This window comes from Amycolatopsis samaneae, assembly GCF_039541975.1.
In the GTDB taxonomy this organism is placed as follows: Bacteria; Actinomycetota; Actinomycetes; order Mycobacteriales; family Pseudonocardiaceae; genus Amycolatopsis; species Amycolatopsis samaneae.
In genome coordinates this window covers 705,727-721,645 of the sequence record NZ_BAABHG010000001.1, presented here as the reverse complement: position 1 = coordinate 721,645, position 15,919 = coordinate 705,727, and the positions used below count along the sequence as shown (strand labels likewise).

General features: G+C 69.4%; 12 protein-coding genes. 11 read left to right on the top strand and 1 reads right to left on the bottom strand.

What is annotated here, in order from left to right; translation table 11 throughout:
- The first annotated feature begins 3 nt into the window (after positions 1–3).
- The 4 genes from ABD987_RS03165 (at position 4) to mpaM (ending at position 4,977) form a co-directional block, all read left to right on the top strand.
- Positions 4–1,224 (top strand): cytochrome P450, encoded by a 1,221-nt coding sequence (locus ABD987_RS03165; RefSeq protein WP_345386631.1) that lies wholly within the window; start codon positions 4–6, stop codon positions 1,222–1,224.
- A gap of 53 nt (positions 1,225–1,277) precedes the next feature.
- Positions 1,278–2,753 carry a tryptophan 7-halogenase gene (locus tag ABD987_RS03160; protein ID WP_345386629.1) on the top strand — a complete coding sequence of 492 codons (1,476 nt, stop codon included), beginning with the start codon at positions 1,278–1,280 and terminating at the stop codon, positions 2,751–2,753.
- 119 nt (positions 2,754–2,872) lie between these two features.
- On the top strand, positions 2,873–3,946 hold the full coding sequence (locus ABD987_RS03155; protein WP_345386627.1) for a glycosyltransferase: 1,074 nt from the start codon (positions 2,873–2,875) through the stop codon (positions 3,944–3,946).
- A gap of 209 nt (positions 3,947–4,155) precedes the next feature.
- Complete coding sequence (mpaM, locus tag ABD987_RS03150) at positions 4,156–4,977, top strand: daptide-type RiPP biosynthesis methyltransferase (RefSeq protein WP_345386625.1); 822 nt, start codon at positions 4,156–4,158, stop codon at positions 4,975–4,977.
- A gap of 15 nt (positions 4,978–4,992) precedes the next feature.
- Here the strand turns inward: mpaM and ABD987_RS03145 are convergent, their stop codons facing one another.
- Positions 4,993–6,279 (bottom strand): aminotransferase-like domain-containing protein, encoded by a 1,287-nt coding sequence (locus ABD987_RS03145; protein ID WP_345386623.1) that lies wholly within the window; start codon positions 6,277–6,279, stop codon positions 4,993–4,995.
- Positions 6,280–6,519: 240 nt separating this feature from the next.
- On the opposite strand from ABD987_RS03145, the gene ABD987_RS03140 reads away from it, so the two are divergent.
- The 7 genes from ABD987_RS03140 to ABD987_RS03110 all read left to right on the top strand — a co-directional run bounded on the left by ABD987_RS03140 (position 6,520) and on the right by ABD987_RS03110 (position 15,764).
- On the top strand, positions 6,520–7,350 hold the full coding sequence (locus ABD987_RS03140) for an alpha/beta fold hydrolase (protein WP_345386620.1): 831 nt from the start codon (positions 6,520–6,522) through the stop codon (positions 7,348–7,350).
- Positions 7,347–9,110, top strand: coding sequence for an amino acid adenylation domain-containing protein (locus tag ABD987_RS03135; RefSeq protein WP_345386618.1), 1,764 nt, complete (start codon positions 7,347–7,349; stop codon positions 9,108–9,110). Before ABD987_RS03140 ends, ABD987_RS03135 begins: the two co-directional genes overlap by 4 nt.
- Positions 9,111–9,123: 13 nt before the next feature.
- Positions 9,124–10,311, top strand: a complete 1,188-nt coding sequence (locus ABD987_RS03130; RefSeq protein WP_345386616.1) for a cytochrome P450 — start codon at positions 9,124–9,126, stop codon at positions 10,309–10,311.
- Positions 10,312–10,482: 171 nt separating this feature from the next.
- Positions 10,483–11,544, top strand: a complete 1,062-nt coding sequence (hppD, locus tag ABD987_RS03125; protein WP_345386816.1) for a 4-hydroxyphenylpyruvate dioxygenase — start codon at positions 10,483–10,485, stop codon at positions 11,542–11,544.
- On the top strand, positions 11,541–12,617 hold the full coding sequence (locus tag ABD987_RS03120; RefSeq protein ID WP_345386614.1) for an alpha-hydroxy acid oxidase: 1,077 nt from the start codon (positions 11,541–11,543) through the stop codon (positions 12,615–12,617). Before hppD ends, ABD987_RS03120 begins: the two co-directional genes overlap by 4 nt.
- 84 nt (positions 12,618–12,701) lie before the next feature.
- Positions 12,702–14,060 (top strand): cation:proton antiporter, encoded by a 1,359-nt coding sequence (locus ABD987_RS03115; RefSeq protein WP_345386612.1) that lies wholly within the window; start codon positions 12,702–12,704, stop codon positions 14,058–14,060.
- 135 nt (positions 14,061–14,195) lie between these two features.
- On the top strand, positions 14,196–15,764 hold the full coding sequence (locus ABD987_RS03110) for an outer membrane protein assembly factor BamB family protein (RefSeq protein ID WP_345386610.1): 1,569 nt from the start codon (positions 14,196–14,198) through the stop codon (positions 15,762–15,764).
- The last annotated feature ends 155 nt before the right edge of the window (positions 15,765–15,919 follow it).

Genomic DNA, 15,919 nt, shown 5'->3' with positions numbered 1-15,919 from the left:
GGTATGAATCCCGATATCCACGAGGTCGCGCCACTCTTGCGAGAACCGGCGAACTTCAAGATGAGAACGAACTGCGATCCGCACGCGGACAATTTCGAGCTCAGGGCGCACGGCCCGCTGTTCCGGATTGTCGGGGAGGCGTCCGCCCAGCTGGGCAGGGACTATGTCTGGCAGGCGTTCGGCTACGACGTCGTGCGCAGGATATTGGGTGATCACGAGAATTTCACGACGCGGCCCCAGTTCACCCACGCGAAATCGGGGAAACACATCGAGCCGCAGTTCGTCGGGCAGATCTCGACCTACGACCCGCCCGAGCACACCCGGCTGCGCCGGATGCTGACGCCGGAGTTCACGGTCCGGCGGATCCGCCGGATGGAACCCGCGATACAGGGCCTCATCGAGGACCGGCTCGACCTGCTGGAGGCCGAGGGGGCGCCGGCGGATCTCCAGGGGCTGTTCGCCGATCCCGTCGGCGCGGGTGTCCTGTGCGAGCTGCTCGGCATCCCGCGCGACGATCGGCGCGAGTTCGTCCGGCGGATCAGGCGGAACGTCGATCTGGGCCGCGGCCTCCAGGCGAGGGCGGCCGACAGCGCGGCGTTCAACCGGTACCTGGACAACCTCATCGCCCGGCAGCGGAAGGACCCCGACGAGGGACTCCTCGGCATGATCGTGCGCGAGCACGGCGGCGACGTCACGGACGAGGAGCTGAAGGGCCTGTGCGTGGCGCTGATCCTCGGTGGTGTCGAGACCGTCGCGGGGATGATCGGCTTCGGGGTTCTCGCGCTGCTGGACAATCCCGGGCAGCTACAGTTGTTTTTGTCGGGCCGGGAAAAGGCCGATCGCGTGGTCTCCGAACTGGTGCGTTATCTGTCGCCCGTGCAGGGCCCGAATCCCCGGCTGGCCATCCGGGACGTGGTCATCGACGGGCAGCTGATCAGGGCGGGGGACTATGTCCTGTGCTCGATTCTCATGGCCAACCGGGATGACGCGCTGACGCCGGATCCCAACATCGTCGACGCGAACCGTGAGCCGGTCTCGGATGTCGGATTCGGGCACGGCATCCACCACTGCGTGGGCGCGGCGCTGGCGAGGGCGATGCTGCGCATGGCCTATCAGGCGCTCTGGCGCCGGTTCCCCGGGCTGCGCCTGGCGGTGCCCATCGGGGAAGTGAAGTACCGCAACGCGTTCGTCGACTGTCCGGATCGGGTCCCGGTCACCTGGTAGCGAACGGGAAGCCGGCCGCGGGAATCCGATATTCGATAGAGGAATGGTGAGAGATGTCGGTCGAAGACTTCGATGTGGTCGTGGCTGGTGGCGGGCCGGGCGGTTCGACCGTGGCCACGCTGGTGGCCATGCGGGGGCACCGGGTGCTGTTGCTGGAGAAGGAGGTCTTTCCCCGGTACCAGATCGGTGAGTCGCTGCTGCCCGCCACGGTGCACGGGGTGTGCCGGATGCTCGGTGTCGCGGACGAGCTGGCCGGCGCCGGGTTCCCGATCAAGCGGGGCGGCACGTTCCGCTGGGGTGCCCGCCCGGAGCCGTGGACGTTCCACTTCGGGATGTCGGCCAAGATGAGCGGCTCGACGTCGCACGCCTATCAGGTCGAGCGGGCGAAGTTCGACCAGATCCTGCTGAACAACGCCAGGAGCAAGGGCGTGGTCGTGCGGGAGGGGTGCGCGGTCGACGAGGTGGTGGAGGACGGCGAGCGGGTCACCGGCCTGCGGTACACCGATCCCGGCGGCACCGCGCGGGAGGTGTCGGCGCGGTTCGTGATCGACGCCTCGGGCAACAAGAGCCGGTTGTACTCCCGTGTCGGCGGCACGCGGAACTATTCGGAGTTCTTCCGCAGCCTGGCGCTGTTCGGCTACTTCGAGGGCGGCAAGCGGCTGCCCGCGCCGGTTTCGGGCAACATCCTGAGCGTGGCCTTCGACAGCGGCTGGTTCTGGTACATCCCGCTGAGCGACACGCTGACCAGCGTGGGCGCGGTGGTGCGCCGGGAGGACGCCGAGAAGATCCAGGGCGACCGGGAGAAGGCGCTCATGGACCTGATCGCCGAGTGCCCGATGATCTCGGACTACCTGGCGGACGCGACCAGGGTGACGACAGGGAAGTACGGGGAACTGCGGGTCCGCAAGGACTATTCGTACCAGCAGACGACCTTCTGGCGGCCGGGGATGATCCTGGTCGGCGACGCCGCGTGCTTCGTGGACCCGGTGTTCTCCTCCGGCGTGCACCTGGCGACCTACAGCGCGCTGCTCGCGGCCCGGTCGATCAACAGCGTCCTCGCGGGTGAGCTGGACGAGAAGACCGTGCTGACCGAGTACGAGGCGCGGTATCGCCGCGAATACGGCGTGTTCTACGAGTTCCTCGTGTCGTTCTACCAGATGAACGTGAACGAGGAATCGTACTTCTGGCAGGCCAAGAAGGTCACCAAGAACGAGAACACCGACATCGAGTCGTTCGTCGAGCTGATCGGTGGCGTGTCCTCCGGTGAGACGGCGCTGACGGCCGCGGACCGGATCGCCGAGCGCAGCGCCGAATTCGCCGCGGCGGTGGACCGGATGGCGGGCGGCGACGGGGACGACATGGTGCCGATGTTCAAGTCGCAGGTGGTCAAGCAGGCCATGCAGGAGGCGGGCCAGGTGCAGATGCGGGCGATGCTCGGCGAAGACGCCGAACCCGAACTGCCGCTGTTCCCCGGCGGGCTGGTGACCTCGCCCGACGGTATGAAGTGGCTGCCGTATCACCCGGCCTGAAGGCCCCGTACGTCGACAGTTCGCCGGTGGCCGATCGGGTGTCCATGACGGTTCCGTCGGCCGCACCGCGGAAATCGTCTTCAATGTCGGTATGTTTCGTTGACTGATGGGGTTGGTTCATGGAGAAGCAGTGGCAACTTCTGGCTCTCGAGTTCGACCAATGTGTCCGGGACGCGCGAAGTGACGAGGAGATCGCGGCGGGCATCGCCCAGGAATCCCCGCTGTGGTTGCGGATTTCGAACTTCTTCCAACGTCATCTGTCGGTACTGCGGCACCTGCCGCCAGGGCAACTGATACTGTGGAAGCTGGAGCACTGGGGAAACAGCACGCCGTTCGACCGGGTACCGGCGTCTCCCGACGCGATCCCGGCGAACTACACCAAGGAACTGCTGGACCTCGGGCACCACATCCATCCGTACACGTTCACGGAACGCAATGTCGAGCTGCTGCACGGGGATGTTCCCCCGCTCGGCGAACTGGATTTCGGCATCGTCCCCATCGCCCAGAAAGTGCCCGCCGAAAACGCGTCCCGCGCCATGATCCGGGACAGTTTGAACCTGGGTCCGGCGGACACGCTGCTGGGTGTGGGTGGCATGTTGCATCCGGCGAAGGGCATCGACGAGATCGCGGAGTGGTTCCTGCGCACCGTGCCCGACCCGGGCGTCCATCTCCTGTGCTGCGTCATCCCGACCGAGGGGGAGACGGAGGAGGAGCTCCGCCGGCGCTGGGAGCGGGCGGCCGGGGTGGACTCGTCGGACCGGATTCACCTCCACCTCGGCAAGTACCGTCAGTGGGAGTGGATGTGCTCCTTCTACCAGGCGCTCGACGTCATGCTGGTGAACTCGGTCAGCGATTCCTGGGGCCGCATGCTTTCCGAAGCCGTCGGAGCCGGCGTGCCCACGCTCGTCCGCCGCGCCGAATGCGCGACGAACGAAATTTTCCCTGACCTCGTGATCGTGGACGACTACCGCAGCCTTTCGTACGAGGAGTTCCGCGCTTTCGCCGACACGGCACGCGAACGCGCGCCACGTCTCGCGCGCTACGCGGACACGCACTACTCGGTGCCGGTGGTCGAGAAGAAGTTCCTCGAAATGCTTCGAGTGCGCACGCCCTCGGAGCGGCTGGCCGAGTTCGACCGGCTGGCGGCGCAGCCGCGTTCGCGCGGTCTCGTGCAGTCGATGATCGACCGCTGAACAGTTTTACCGCCGATATTGTCAACGGACAGCGCCGCATTCGACGCGGCGCTTCCGGCGCGGGTGGCGGAACGTATTCGGCGAGGCCGCGGGCACCCGGATCGGTGCCGGAGCCCTTCGCGCTTCCGTAGCGGAAGAGGGCGGGTGACCGCGGCGTCGTCGATTCTCCGTTCGCGCCGGAGATGGATGCCTATCAGGAGGTTACCCCGATGAGCAGTCAACCGGAGCATGGCCCGGTGCGGACCGCGCACGCCGATGTCCTGCTGGCCTCGGCAGGTGAGCGAGGCGTGCTGCGCGAATTCTACGGCGAGCAGGCCGCGGACGATCTGATGCTGCAGGCGGACGGCGCCGTGGAGGCACGGGAGATGGCTGCCCGCATTCGTCCCGGGTCCGGGCCGGTGCTGGAACTCGCCGCCGGAACGGGCAGGCTGACCTTCCCCTTCCTGGAGCTCGGCTTCGAGGTGACCGCCCTTGAGCTGTCGCCCGCGCTGGTCGACACCCTGGGGAAGCAGGTGGCGGACGCGCCGGCGGATCTCCGTGACCGGTGCACCGTGGTGCAGGGGGACATGAGCGCGTTCGCGTTGGACAGGCGCTTCGGCTCGGCGATCATCAGCTACGGCTCGATCAGCCTGCTGGACGACGCCGATCGGCCCGGCCTCTACGCGTCGGTCCGCGCGCATCTGGAGCCCGGCGGGAAGTTCCTGATCTGCATGATCAACACCGGCAGGCCGGAGTCACCGGAGCGCAGGCAGGAGCTGGCGGGCCGGAGCGGACGACGGTACGTGCTGCACCTGATGCGGTATCCGGCCGAGCAGGTCCAGGAAATCACCATCTACCCCGCCGACACCACGTCCGATCCCTTCGTCGTCTGCACGAGCCGCCTGAAGCTCCTCGAAGCGGAGCAGGTGGTACGGGAGCTCGAACAGGCCGGATTCGACGTGCTCGCGCCTACTCCGTTCTCCTCCGCGGGGGAGGGCGGTCGCCAGGACGCGTTGCTACTGGAGGCGTCCCTGCGCGGCGATCGCCCTTGACCCGCTGAGCCTGGATCAGGGGAGGCGTGCGGTGATGAGCGCGGCGAGCCTGCGCACGCCTTCCTCGATCAGTTCCGGCGTGAGCAGGCTGATCGAGAGCCGGAGCTGGTTGAATCCGCCCTTCCCGCCGTAGAAGTGGTGCATCGGGGTGAACAGCACGCCGTGGTCGCGGGCCGCGTGTTCCAGCAGTGCGTCGTCAGCGGTGAAGGGCACGGTGACGGTGACGAAGAATCCGCCGGTCGGGGTGTTCCAGCCGACCCCGGGGCGGTCGCCGAGCTCGCGGGTGAGCGCGTCCAGGGTGTGGCGGAGGTTGCGCTGGTAGATGGCGATCTCGCGGGTGTTGGCCTTGACCAGGCTGTAGTCGTTGCGCAGGAGTTTCCCGGCGATCACCGCCTGGGCGATGGGGGAGGTGTTGACGGTGAGCATGCCCTTGAGCTTGGAGAGCTGGTCCGCGAGCAGGCCGCCGTCGGGCATGCGCTGGTCCGCGATCGCGTAACCGACGCGGGCGCCGGGCATGCCGGTCTTGGCGAAGGAGCCGAGGTAGACCACGCTCCGCGACCGGTCGAGGGATTTCAGGGTGGGGAGGCGTTCGGCCCCGAAGAGCCCGTACGCGTTGTCCTCCAGGAGCAGGATGCCGTTCGCCTCGGCGACGTCGAGGAGCCGGTGGCGCGCGGGCAGGTCCATGCTGGTGCCGGTGGGATTGGCGAAGTTCGGGGTCACGTAGCAGGCCCGGACCCGCTTGCCTTCTTCTCCGGCGCGTTTGAGCTGGAGGACGAGGTCGTCGGGGTCGATCCCGTTCTCGGTGGACCGGACCGGCCGGACGGGGGTGTCGGTGAGCAGCGCCGCCCCGGTCAGGCCGACGTAGGTGGGGGCGGGGGCGAGCAGCACGTCCCGCTCGTCCGCGCGCAGGGTACGCAGTACCAGGAACATGGCCTCCTGGGCGCCGACGGTGACGACCACGGACTCCGGGGCGGCGTCGATATCCTCGTCCTCGGCGAGGTTGCGGGCGATGAGATCGGGGATGACACCCTTCGTGGTGCCGTACTGGAAGAGCGTGCGGGTGACCCCGGCCTCGTCCATTTTCCGGTCGCGCCGGAGATGCTCGCAGTAGGCGTCGAGGTAATCGTGGATGAGACGGATGTCGAAAAACTCTTCGTAAGGGCGGCCCGCCGCCATGGAAATGGCCCGCGGATATTCGTCGATCAGTTCGTTGAGCAGGTTCATCGACGAAATGGCCGGATCGGTGAGTGATCCGTGCAGCTCCGCCAAACCCCATTGAGTGGACAAACCGTTCGATTCCATAAATACTAGGATTTCCCCACGGTGCCGGGAGTGTCAAGAAGACGGCCGTGGACGAACGGTCGCTTTCCTTGCCACGCAAGGGAACGAGCGGGGCCGTGGCCGGGCCTGTCCATTCGGGAAACCTCCGGATACCGATCCGGGGAAGGTACGGTCACCGTTGTGCGTCACGGCGGCCGAGAAGCCACAACCGTTGCGGGGAAACAAGAACTCTGGGGAGAACGGGCGCGGGGAAGGACCATCATGCTGATGACAACCGAGCACGGGATCCGGTTGTCCTACCACGACCACGGCGACGGTTCGCCCGTCCTGTTGCTGACCGGTACCGGGGCGCCGGGTTCGGTGTGGGACCTGCACCAGGTGCCTGCCCTGCGCGCCGCCGGATTCCGGGTGATCACCATGGACAACCGCGGGATCCCGCCGAGCGACGAGGGCGCGGACGGGTTCACCGTCGACGATCTCGTCGCGGACGTGGCCGCCCTGATCGGCCACCTCGGCGTGGCGCCGTGCCGCGTCGTCGGCACGTCGATGGGCGCCTACCTCGCGCAGGAGCTGGCGCTCGCCCACCCGGAACTGCTGGAGGCGGTCGTGCTGATGGCCGCGTGCGGCAGGAGCAGTCTCGTCCAGCGGATGCTCGCGGAGGGGGAGGCGGAGCTGATCGGGCGGGGCGTCGCGCTGCCACCGAACTACCTCGCCGCCGTGCGCGCCGTGCACAACCTGGGGCCCGCGACGCTCGCCGACGACGACCTCGCCGGTGACTGGCTCGACCTGTTCGCGGCCGCGGAGCGGCAGGGGCCCGGTGTCCGGGCGCAGTTGCTGCTGAGCGCGTTGCCCGACCGCCGCGAGGCCTACCGGGCGATCACCGTGCCCTGCCACGTCGTCTCGTTCGAACACGATCTCGTGGCGCCGCCCCCGGCCGGACGGGAGCTGGCCGCCGCGATCCCCGGCGCCACGCACCGCACGATCCCCGGTTGCGGGCACTTCGGCTACCTGGAGGACCCGGAAGCGGTGAACCGCGAGCTGATCCGGTTCCTCGGCGTCCCGGCCCGCGCGCGACTGGAGGAGACCGCGTGAGTACCACGAACCCGCCGACGGGCCACACCATGCCCGCGGTGTCCACGACACCCGCGCTGTTCGAGGCGACCGCCGCGGCGGTGCCGGACCGGCCCGCCGTGGCGATGGGGAGCACCACGCTGACCTACGCCGAACTCAACGGAGAGGCCAATCGGCTCGCGCGCCGGCTCGTGGCACACGGGGTCGGCCCGGAGCGGCTGGTCGCACTGGTGATGCCGCGGTCGATCGAGTTCGTCATCGCGATGCTGGCCGTGCACAAGGCCGGTGGCGCCTACGTACCCGTCGATCCGGACTATCCGGAGGAGCGCAGGCGGCACATGCTGGCCGACACGGCCGCGCACTGCCTGCTGCGCCTGCCGGGGCAGGAGGTGTCCGGCGCTCCCGTCGTCCTGAGCGTGGCGAGGGAGGCGGACTGGGCCGAGCCGGACCTGGACGACGAGGACCGGCTCGCGCCGTTGCTGCCGGGCCATCCCGCGTACGTCATCTACACCTCGGGCTCGACCGGGCGGCCGAAGGGCGTGGTGGTCACGCACCGCGGGATACCGAACCTGGCCGCCGACTACGTGCGCCGTCAGCGGTTGCGGCCGGACAGCAGGTTGCTGGCGTTCGCTTCCCCCAGCTTCGACGCCGCGGTCGCCGAGTTCTGGCCGATGTGGCTGGCCGGTGGCTGCCTGGTGCTGGCTCCCTCGCCGCACCTGGTCCCCGGCGAGCCGCTCGCGCGGCTGGTACGGGAGCAGCGGATCTCGCACATCACGTTGCCGCCCTCCGCGCTGGCGCCGCTGGCGGAGGCGGGCGGCCTGCCCGCGGGGGTGACCCTGCTGGTCGCGGGCGAGGCGTGCCCGGCTCCGGTCGCGCGGCGCTGGGCCCGCGACCGCGTCATGATCAACGCCTACGGCCCGACCGAGACCACGGTCGCGGTGACCGCGAGCGACCCGCTGACCGGTGACGGCACCCCGCCGATCGGCAAGCCGATCACCGGTGTCCACACCTACGTCCTGGACAGCGGGCTGCGGCCGGTCCGGACCGGGGACGTGGGCGAGCTGTACGTGACGGGTCCCGGGCTCGCCCGCGGTTACCTGCATCGGCCCGCCGCGACCGCGGAGCGGTTCTTGCCGGATCCGTTCGGCGGCCCCGGCACGCGCATGTACCGGACCGGCGACCGGGTGCGGGCGCGTCCGGACGGTCAGCTCGTCTTCGTCGGCCGCGCCGACGACCAGCTGAAGGTTCGCGGGCACCGGATCGAGCCGGGCGAGGTCGAGGCCGCGCTGCTCGCGGTGGACGGCGTCGCCCAGGCGGTGGTGTCCGAGCACGAGAACCGGCTCGTCGCCTACGTGGTCGGTACCGGCGGCATCCGGCTGGGGATCGAAAACCTCCTGCCACCGCTGAAGAAGCGGCTGCCCGCCTACCTGGTACCCGACGTGATCGTCGGCCTGCCGCGCCTGCCGACCTCGCCCAACGGCAAGGTCGACCGGGCCGCCCTGTCCGCCGCCGAGCAGGACGGCGCCGCTCATCCTGGCACCGGGCGAGCGCCGAGCACCCCGACGGAAATCCGCCTCGCCGAGCTGTTCGCCGAGGTGCTCGGCGTCGGCAGCGTCGGTGTGGACGACAGCTTCTTCGAGGTCGGCGGCCACTCGCTGCTCGCGACGCGGCTGGTGTCCCGCATCCGCTCCAGCCTGCGCGTCCGGCTGCGGGTGCAGGCCTTCTTCGACGCGCCGACCGTGGCCCAGCTGGCCAAGGTGCTCGACGCCGCACAGACCTGACCGGAGAGCATTCATGCAGACGACGAAAGCCACCGATCTCGGCGACCCCGATCTGTACACGACCCTGGACCGGCACACCCGCTGGCGCGAACTCGCGGCGGAAGACGCGATGGTGTGGAGCGAACCGGGCAGCTCACCCGCCGGCTTCTGGTCGGTGTTCTCGCACCGGGCGTGCGCCGCGGTCCTCGCGCCGTCGGCCTCGTTCACCTCCGAGTACGGAATGATGATCGGGTTCGACCGCGACCACCCGGACACCTCGGGCGGCCGGATGATGGTCGTCTCCGAACAGGAGCGGCACCGCCGGTTGCGCGGGCTGATCGGGCCGCTGCTTTCCCGTGGCGCCGCGCGGAAACTGGCCGAACGGGTACGGGCCGAGGTGCACGGCGTGCTCGACCGGGTACTCGACGGCGAGGTCTGTGACGTGGCCGCGGCGATCGGCCCGCGTGTTCCCGCCGCGGTCGTGTGCGACATCCTGGGGGTGCCCGCCGCGGACCAGGGCATGCTCATCGACCTGACCAACCACGCCTTCGGCGGCGAGGACGAGCTGTACGACGGGATGACGCCGCGGCAGGCGCACACCGAGATCCTCGTCTACTTCGACGAACTGATCGCCGAGCGCCGCGAGCACCCGGCCGAGGACCTCGTCGGCACGCTGGTGCGTGACGGCCTCGAAACCGACGACGTGTTGCTCAACTGCGACAACGTCCTGATCGGCGGCAACGAAACCACCCGGCACGCGATCACCGGCGCGGTGCACGCGCTCGCCACGGTGCCCGGCCTCCTGGCGGAGCTGAAGGACGGGAGCGCGGACACCGGCACCGTCGTGGAGGAGGTGCTGCGCTGGACCTCGCCCGCGATGCACGTGCTCCGGGTGGCCACCGGCGAGACGACGGTCAACGGCAGGCACCTGCCGCCGGGCACCCCGGTGGTCGCGTGGCTGCCCGCCGCGAACCGGGATCCCGCCGAGTTCGACGAACCCGACGCCTTCCGCCCCGGACGGAAACCCAACCGGCACATCACCTTTGGCCACGGGGTGCACCACTGCCTCGGGTCCGCGCTCGCGCGGATCGAGCTGTCGGTCGTGCTGGCGGCGCTGGCCGAGCGGGTGTCGCGAGTGGAGCTGGTGGCCGAGCCCGCCTGGCTGCGGGCGATCGTCGTGCAGGGGTACCGGGAACTCCCGGTGCGGTTCACCGGGCGCTGACCGGCGCCCGGTCTATCCGATGTGGACAGAGGTGGCACACGGGTGCCCGGAGATGTCAAAGCTGACACCGTTGAAGGGGAATCGGCCCGGAGTCATCCTGGTGGAAGAGTCGCAGCCGTTTCCGGATTGCGAGAGTCGCAGCTGTTTTCTGGAGGGAATTTCGTGACCGCTATGCAGGATTTTGACGTCGACTACGTGGAAATGTATGTCGGGAATCTGGAGGAGGCCGCGTTCGGCTGGGTGGAGAGGTACGACTTCCCCATCGCCGGTACGAGCCGGTCGGCGGACCACCGCAGCGTCACGATGCGGACCGGGGCGATCACGCTGGTCCTCACCGAACCGACGTCGGATCGCCATCCGGGGGCCACCTACCTCCAGACGCACGGCGACGGGGTGGCCGACATCGCGCTGCGCACCCCGGACGTGGCGGCGGCCTTCGAGGCCGCGGTGCGGGCCGGGGCGACCGCGGTCCGTGAGCCGGTGCGGCACCCGGAGGCGGGGCCGCGCGAGCCGGTCGTCACGGCCACCATCGGCGGTTTCGGCGATGTCGTGCACACGCTGGTCCAGTACGAAGGAGCGGCCGCCACGCCGAAGGCCGTCGACCACAGCGAGCACGCCGGGAAACTGCTCGAGATCGATCACTTCGCGGTCTGCCTCGACGCCGGCGACCTCGGCCCCACCGTGGCGTTCTACGAGCGGGCACTGGGGTTCCGGCAGATCTTCGAGGAGCACATCGTCGTCGGCGCCCAGGCGATGAACTCCACCGTGGTGCAGGGCGCGGCGGGCACGGTCACCCTCACCCTGATCGAGCCCGACGTGAACGCCGACCCCGGCCAGATCGACGAGTTCCTCAAGAACCATCACGGGGCCGGTGTGCAGCACATCGCCTTCACCAGTGACAACGCGGTCCGCGCGGTCCGGCGGCTCTCGCAGCACGGCGTGGAGTTCCTGAAGACCCCGGAGACCTACTACGACCTGCTCGAGCAACGGATCCGGGTGGAGACGCACCGGATCGACGATCTGCGGCCGGTGAACCTCCTCGTCGACGAGGACCACGGCGGCCAGCTGTTCCAGATCTTCACCGCCTCCACGCATCCGCGTCGCACCCTCTTCTTCGAGGTCATCGAGAGGACCGGGGCGGAGACCTTCGGCAGCGCCAACATCAAGGCGCTGTACGAGGCCGTGGAGCTGGAACGGACCGGGCAGCGCGACCTCGGCGCCGTCCGGCGATGACCCACCTCTGCCTCGCGGACCTCGAACGTGCCGCGAGGGACGCTCTCCCCGGCGAGATCTGGGACTTCCTCGCCGGGGGCAGCGGCGCCGAGGTGTCGCTGGCGGCCAACCGCGCCGCGTTCGAGCGGATCTTCCTGGTTCCCCGGATGCTGCGCGACCTGACCGGCAGCACCACGGAGGTCGAGATCCTCGGCGGGCGCGCCGCGCTGCCGGTGGCGGTCGCCCCGGTCGCCTACCAGCGGTTGTTCCATCCCGAAGGCGAGCTCGCGGCGGCCCGCGCGGCCCGCGACGCGGGGGTGCCCTACACCATCTGCTCGCTGAGCAGCGTTCCGCTGGAGGAGATCGCCGCCGTCGGGGGCACGCCGTGGTTCCAGCTGTACTGGCTGCGCGACGAGAAGCGCTGCCTGGAGCTCGTGCGCCGCGCGGAGGACGCCGGCTGCGCGGCGATCGTGTTCACCGTCGACGTGCCGTGGATGGGGCGGCGGCTGCGGGACATGCGGAACGGCTTCGCGCTGCCGGCACACGTGACGGCGGCGAACTTCGACGCCGGGGTGGCCGCGCACCGCCGTGCCGAGGGGATTTCGGCCGTGGCCGACCACACCGCGCGCGAGTTCGCCGCGGCCACCTGGGAATCGGTGGACGCGGTCCGCGCGCACACGGATCTTCCTTTGGTGCTCAAGGGGATTCTCGCCGTCGAGGACGCCCGTCGCGCGGCCGGGGCGGGGGCCGCCGGAATCGTGGTGTCCAACCACGGAGGACGTCAGTTGGACGGTGCCGTGCCGGGAATCGAGGTGCTGGGCGAGATCGCCGCCGCGGTCTCCGGCAGCTGCGAAGTGTTGCTGGACGGGGGAATCCGCGGTGGCGGGGACATCCTCAAGGCGGCCGCCCTCGGTGCCTCGGCCGTGCTCGTCGGACAGCCGGCGATGTGGGGACTGGCCGCGGCGGGCCAGAATGGCGTCCGGGAGGTGCTCGACCTGCTGGCCGTCGAACTCCGGAACGCGATGGGCCTGGCGGGCTGTACGTCGGTGCCCGCGGCCCGCGGACTGGGCACCCGGATCTCCGGATACGGCTGAGGTGCCCGCCGCCGTGCCGAGCCGTTCCGTCCGCGCGCCACTTGCCGGGGTTCACCCGTAGCGGGGCCTTCCCGAAGGAGGAAGATGTCTCTCTCGCTTGCCGCGTCCGCCGCGCCGATCGCGCCGATCGCCGCCCACGATCTGCTGGTCTTCCTGCTCCAGATCGGCTTGCTGCTCCTGCTCGCCGTCGTCTTCGGCAGGCTCGCCTGCCGGTTCGGCATGCCGGCGGTCGTCGGCGAACTGCTGGTCGGGGTGCTGCTCGGTCCGTCGCTGCTGGCCTGGGTCGCACCGGGACCGCACGGCTGGCTGTTCCCGGCCGTCGCCGAGCAGTACCACCTGCTCGACGCCGTCGGCCAGATCGGCGTCGTGCTGCTGGTCGGTCTCACCGGCGTGCACATGGACATGGGACTGGTCCGCAGGCGTGGCGGTACCGCCGCCGGGGTCAGCGTCGGCGGCCTGGTGATCCCGCTCGGCCTGGGTATCGGCGCGGGCTATCTCCTGCCGAGGGCGCTGGTGCCGGAGGGTACCCACGGCACCGTCTTCGCGTTGTTCCTCGGCGTGGCGCTGTGCGTGAGCGCCATCCCGGTCATCGCCAAGACCCTGATGGACATGAAACTGTTGCACCGCAACATCGGGCAGCTCACCCTCACCGCCGGGATGATCGACGACGCGTTCGGCTGGTTCATGCTGTCGATCGTCAGCGCGATGGCGGTCAACGCGGTGACCACCGGCACCGTGCTCGTCTCGCTCGCCTACCTGATCCTCATTGTGGCCTTCGCGCTCACCCTCGGCAGGCCGCTGGTCCGGGGTGTGCTGCGGGTGGCCGCCAGGGCCGAGGGCCCCGGGCTCACCATCGCCGCCGCCGCGGTGCTGGTACTCCTCGCCGCGGCCGGTACGCAGGCACTCGGCCTGGAGTCGGTCTTCGGCGCCTTCGTCTGCGGCATCCTGATCGGCAACGCGGGCAAGGTGGAGCCGGCCAGGCTCGCGCCGCTGCGCACGGTCGTCCTGGCGGTGTTCGCCCCGATCTTCTTCGCCACGGCGGGGCTGCGGATGGATCTCACCGCCCTGGTCCGTCCGCAGGTGCTGCTCGCCGGGCTGGCGATGCTCGTACTGGCCGTCGCCGGCAAGTTCGTCGGCGCGTACGCCGGTGCGCGGCTGAGCGGCCTGAACAAGTGGGAAGGACTGGCGCTGGGCGCCGGGCTGAACTCGCGGGGAGTCATCGAGATCGTGGTGGCCATGGTCGGCCTGCGGCTGGGCATTCTCAGCGTGGAGATCTACACCATCGTGATCCTCATCGCGATCGTCACCTCGCTGATGACGCCGCCGATCCTGCGGTTCGCGATGTCCAAAGTGGAGCAGACCGCCGAGGAGGAGGTCCGCGAGACCGAGCATCGCGCGTGGACAACGCAACCGGAAGTGAGCCGGAACGAACAGGTTCCCTGAGGGCTGCCCGCTCGCCTTCGGCATTTGTCCAACCGCGACCGGATCAGGGCGCGGTTTCTGGTGGGAAAATCGATATGTCACGCAGGTTCGCGAACTGGAGGGTTACTGGTGTTTTCGCGCTCCAGGAAACTGAAGTTGCTCGGTGCGATCGTCATCCTGTGCACCGCGCTGACCGGTAGTGTCGCCGGTGCCGCACCGTCCACAAGCGACGGCAACTGGGCCACCTGGCAGAAGGATCTCGCCGGTTCCCGATTCGCCTCGGCCGAGCACCGCGTCAAGGCCGACAACGTCAAGAATCTCAAGCTGAAATGGGCGTTCGCCTATCCGACGACCAAGGGGGCGATGACCCGCAGCGAGCCGGCCGTCGTCGGCGACACGGTCTACTTCGGCGGCACGGACGGCAAGTTCTACGCCCGTGACGCCAGGACCGGCGCGGCGAAATGGGAGTTCGCCCTGACGTCGGTCAACCCCGAGAACACCCGTCCGGTCGTGTGGGACGGGCCGGCGGTGTCGGACGGCAAGGTCTTCTTCGGCGACGCGGGCGGTTACTTCTACGCGCTCGACGTCCGTACCGGCGCTCTGAAGTGGACGTCCCGCATCGACACGCATCCGTACGCCGGTGTCACCGGCTCGCCGATAGTCCACGAAGGACGGGTCTACATCGGCGTGTCCAGTACCGAGAACGCCGAGCAGCGCCGGGACTACCCGTGCTGCACGTTCCGGGGCCACCTCGACTCGCTCGACGCGAACACCGGTGAGCTCAAGTGGCGGTACTACACGGTGCCGGAGCCGAAGCAGGCAGGCACCTGGCCGAACGGCGTGCCGAAGTACGAACCGTCCGGCGTCGGCGTGTGGAGCTCGCCGGTGATCGACCCGTACACCGGCACGCTCTACGTCGGCACCGGCCAGAACTACACCGGCAGCGGCGGCGACTTCGACACGCTGCTGGCCCTCGACGCGCGCACCGGTGGAGTGCGGTGGAAGAACCAGGTCACCAAGGCCGACACCTGGCGGGTGGAGTGCACCAAACCGGATCCGGGCGGCTACTGCCCGGGACTCGCCGACGGCACCGCGCTCGACTACGACATCGGCGCCACCCCGAACATCGTGCGCCTCGGCGACCGCACCCTCGTCGGTGTCGGCCAGAAATCGGGCGTCTACCACATGTTCGACGCGCGTACAGGCAAGGTGGAGTGGCGCCGCCAGCTCGGCGTGCCGACCGGGTCGGGCGGCGGCGGCGAGAGTGGCATCCAGTGGGGCTCCAGCTTTGACGGCAGGCGGCTCTACATCGCCTCGTACAAGGCGAATCCGGGCACGCTGTTCGCGGTGAACCCGGCGAACGGCGACGTGCTGTGGCGGACACCGAACCCGGCGGACGGCTGCACCACCGGGGGCGCGGCGCAGTATCCCGAGGTCTGTGCCCTGGCACACGGGCCGGCCGCGACCAGCAGCCCCGGCCTGGTGTGGGAGGGTTCGAGCGACGGCAAGCTGCGGGCCTACGACTCCGCGAGCGGCCGCGTGCTGTGGACCTACGACACGATCCGCACCTTCACCGGTGTCAACGGGCTCGAAGGCATGGGCAGCACGATCTCCGGCACCGGCGGCGGCGCGGTCATCGCACACGGGATGGTCTACGTGCAGTCGGGTTACCTTCCGGCGTACGGCAAGGACAAGCGACGCGTGCTGCTGGCGTTCGGCTTGTGACACCCCGGGAACGTCCGTCCATGCGGGCGGACGTTCCCGGGCTCTTCGCGACCGCGGAACACGACGAGCGTCGCGGTACGAGTTTTCCCCGAGACCCGAGAAAGGTGAGAACAATGGCCACGTCACGGTTCAGGCCGTTACTCCGCGGCAAACTC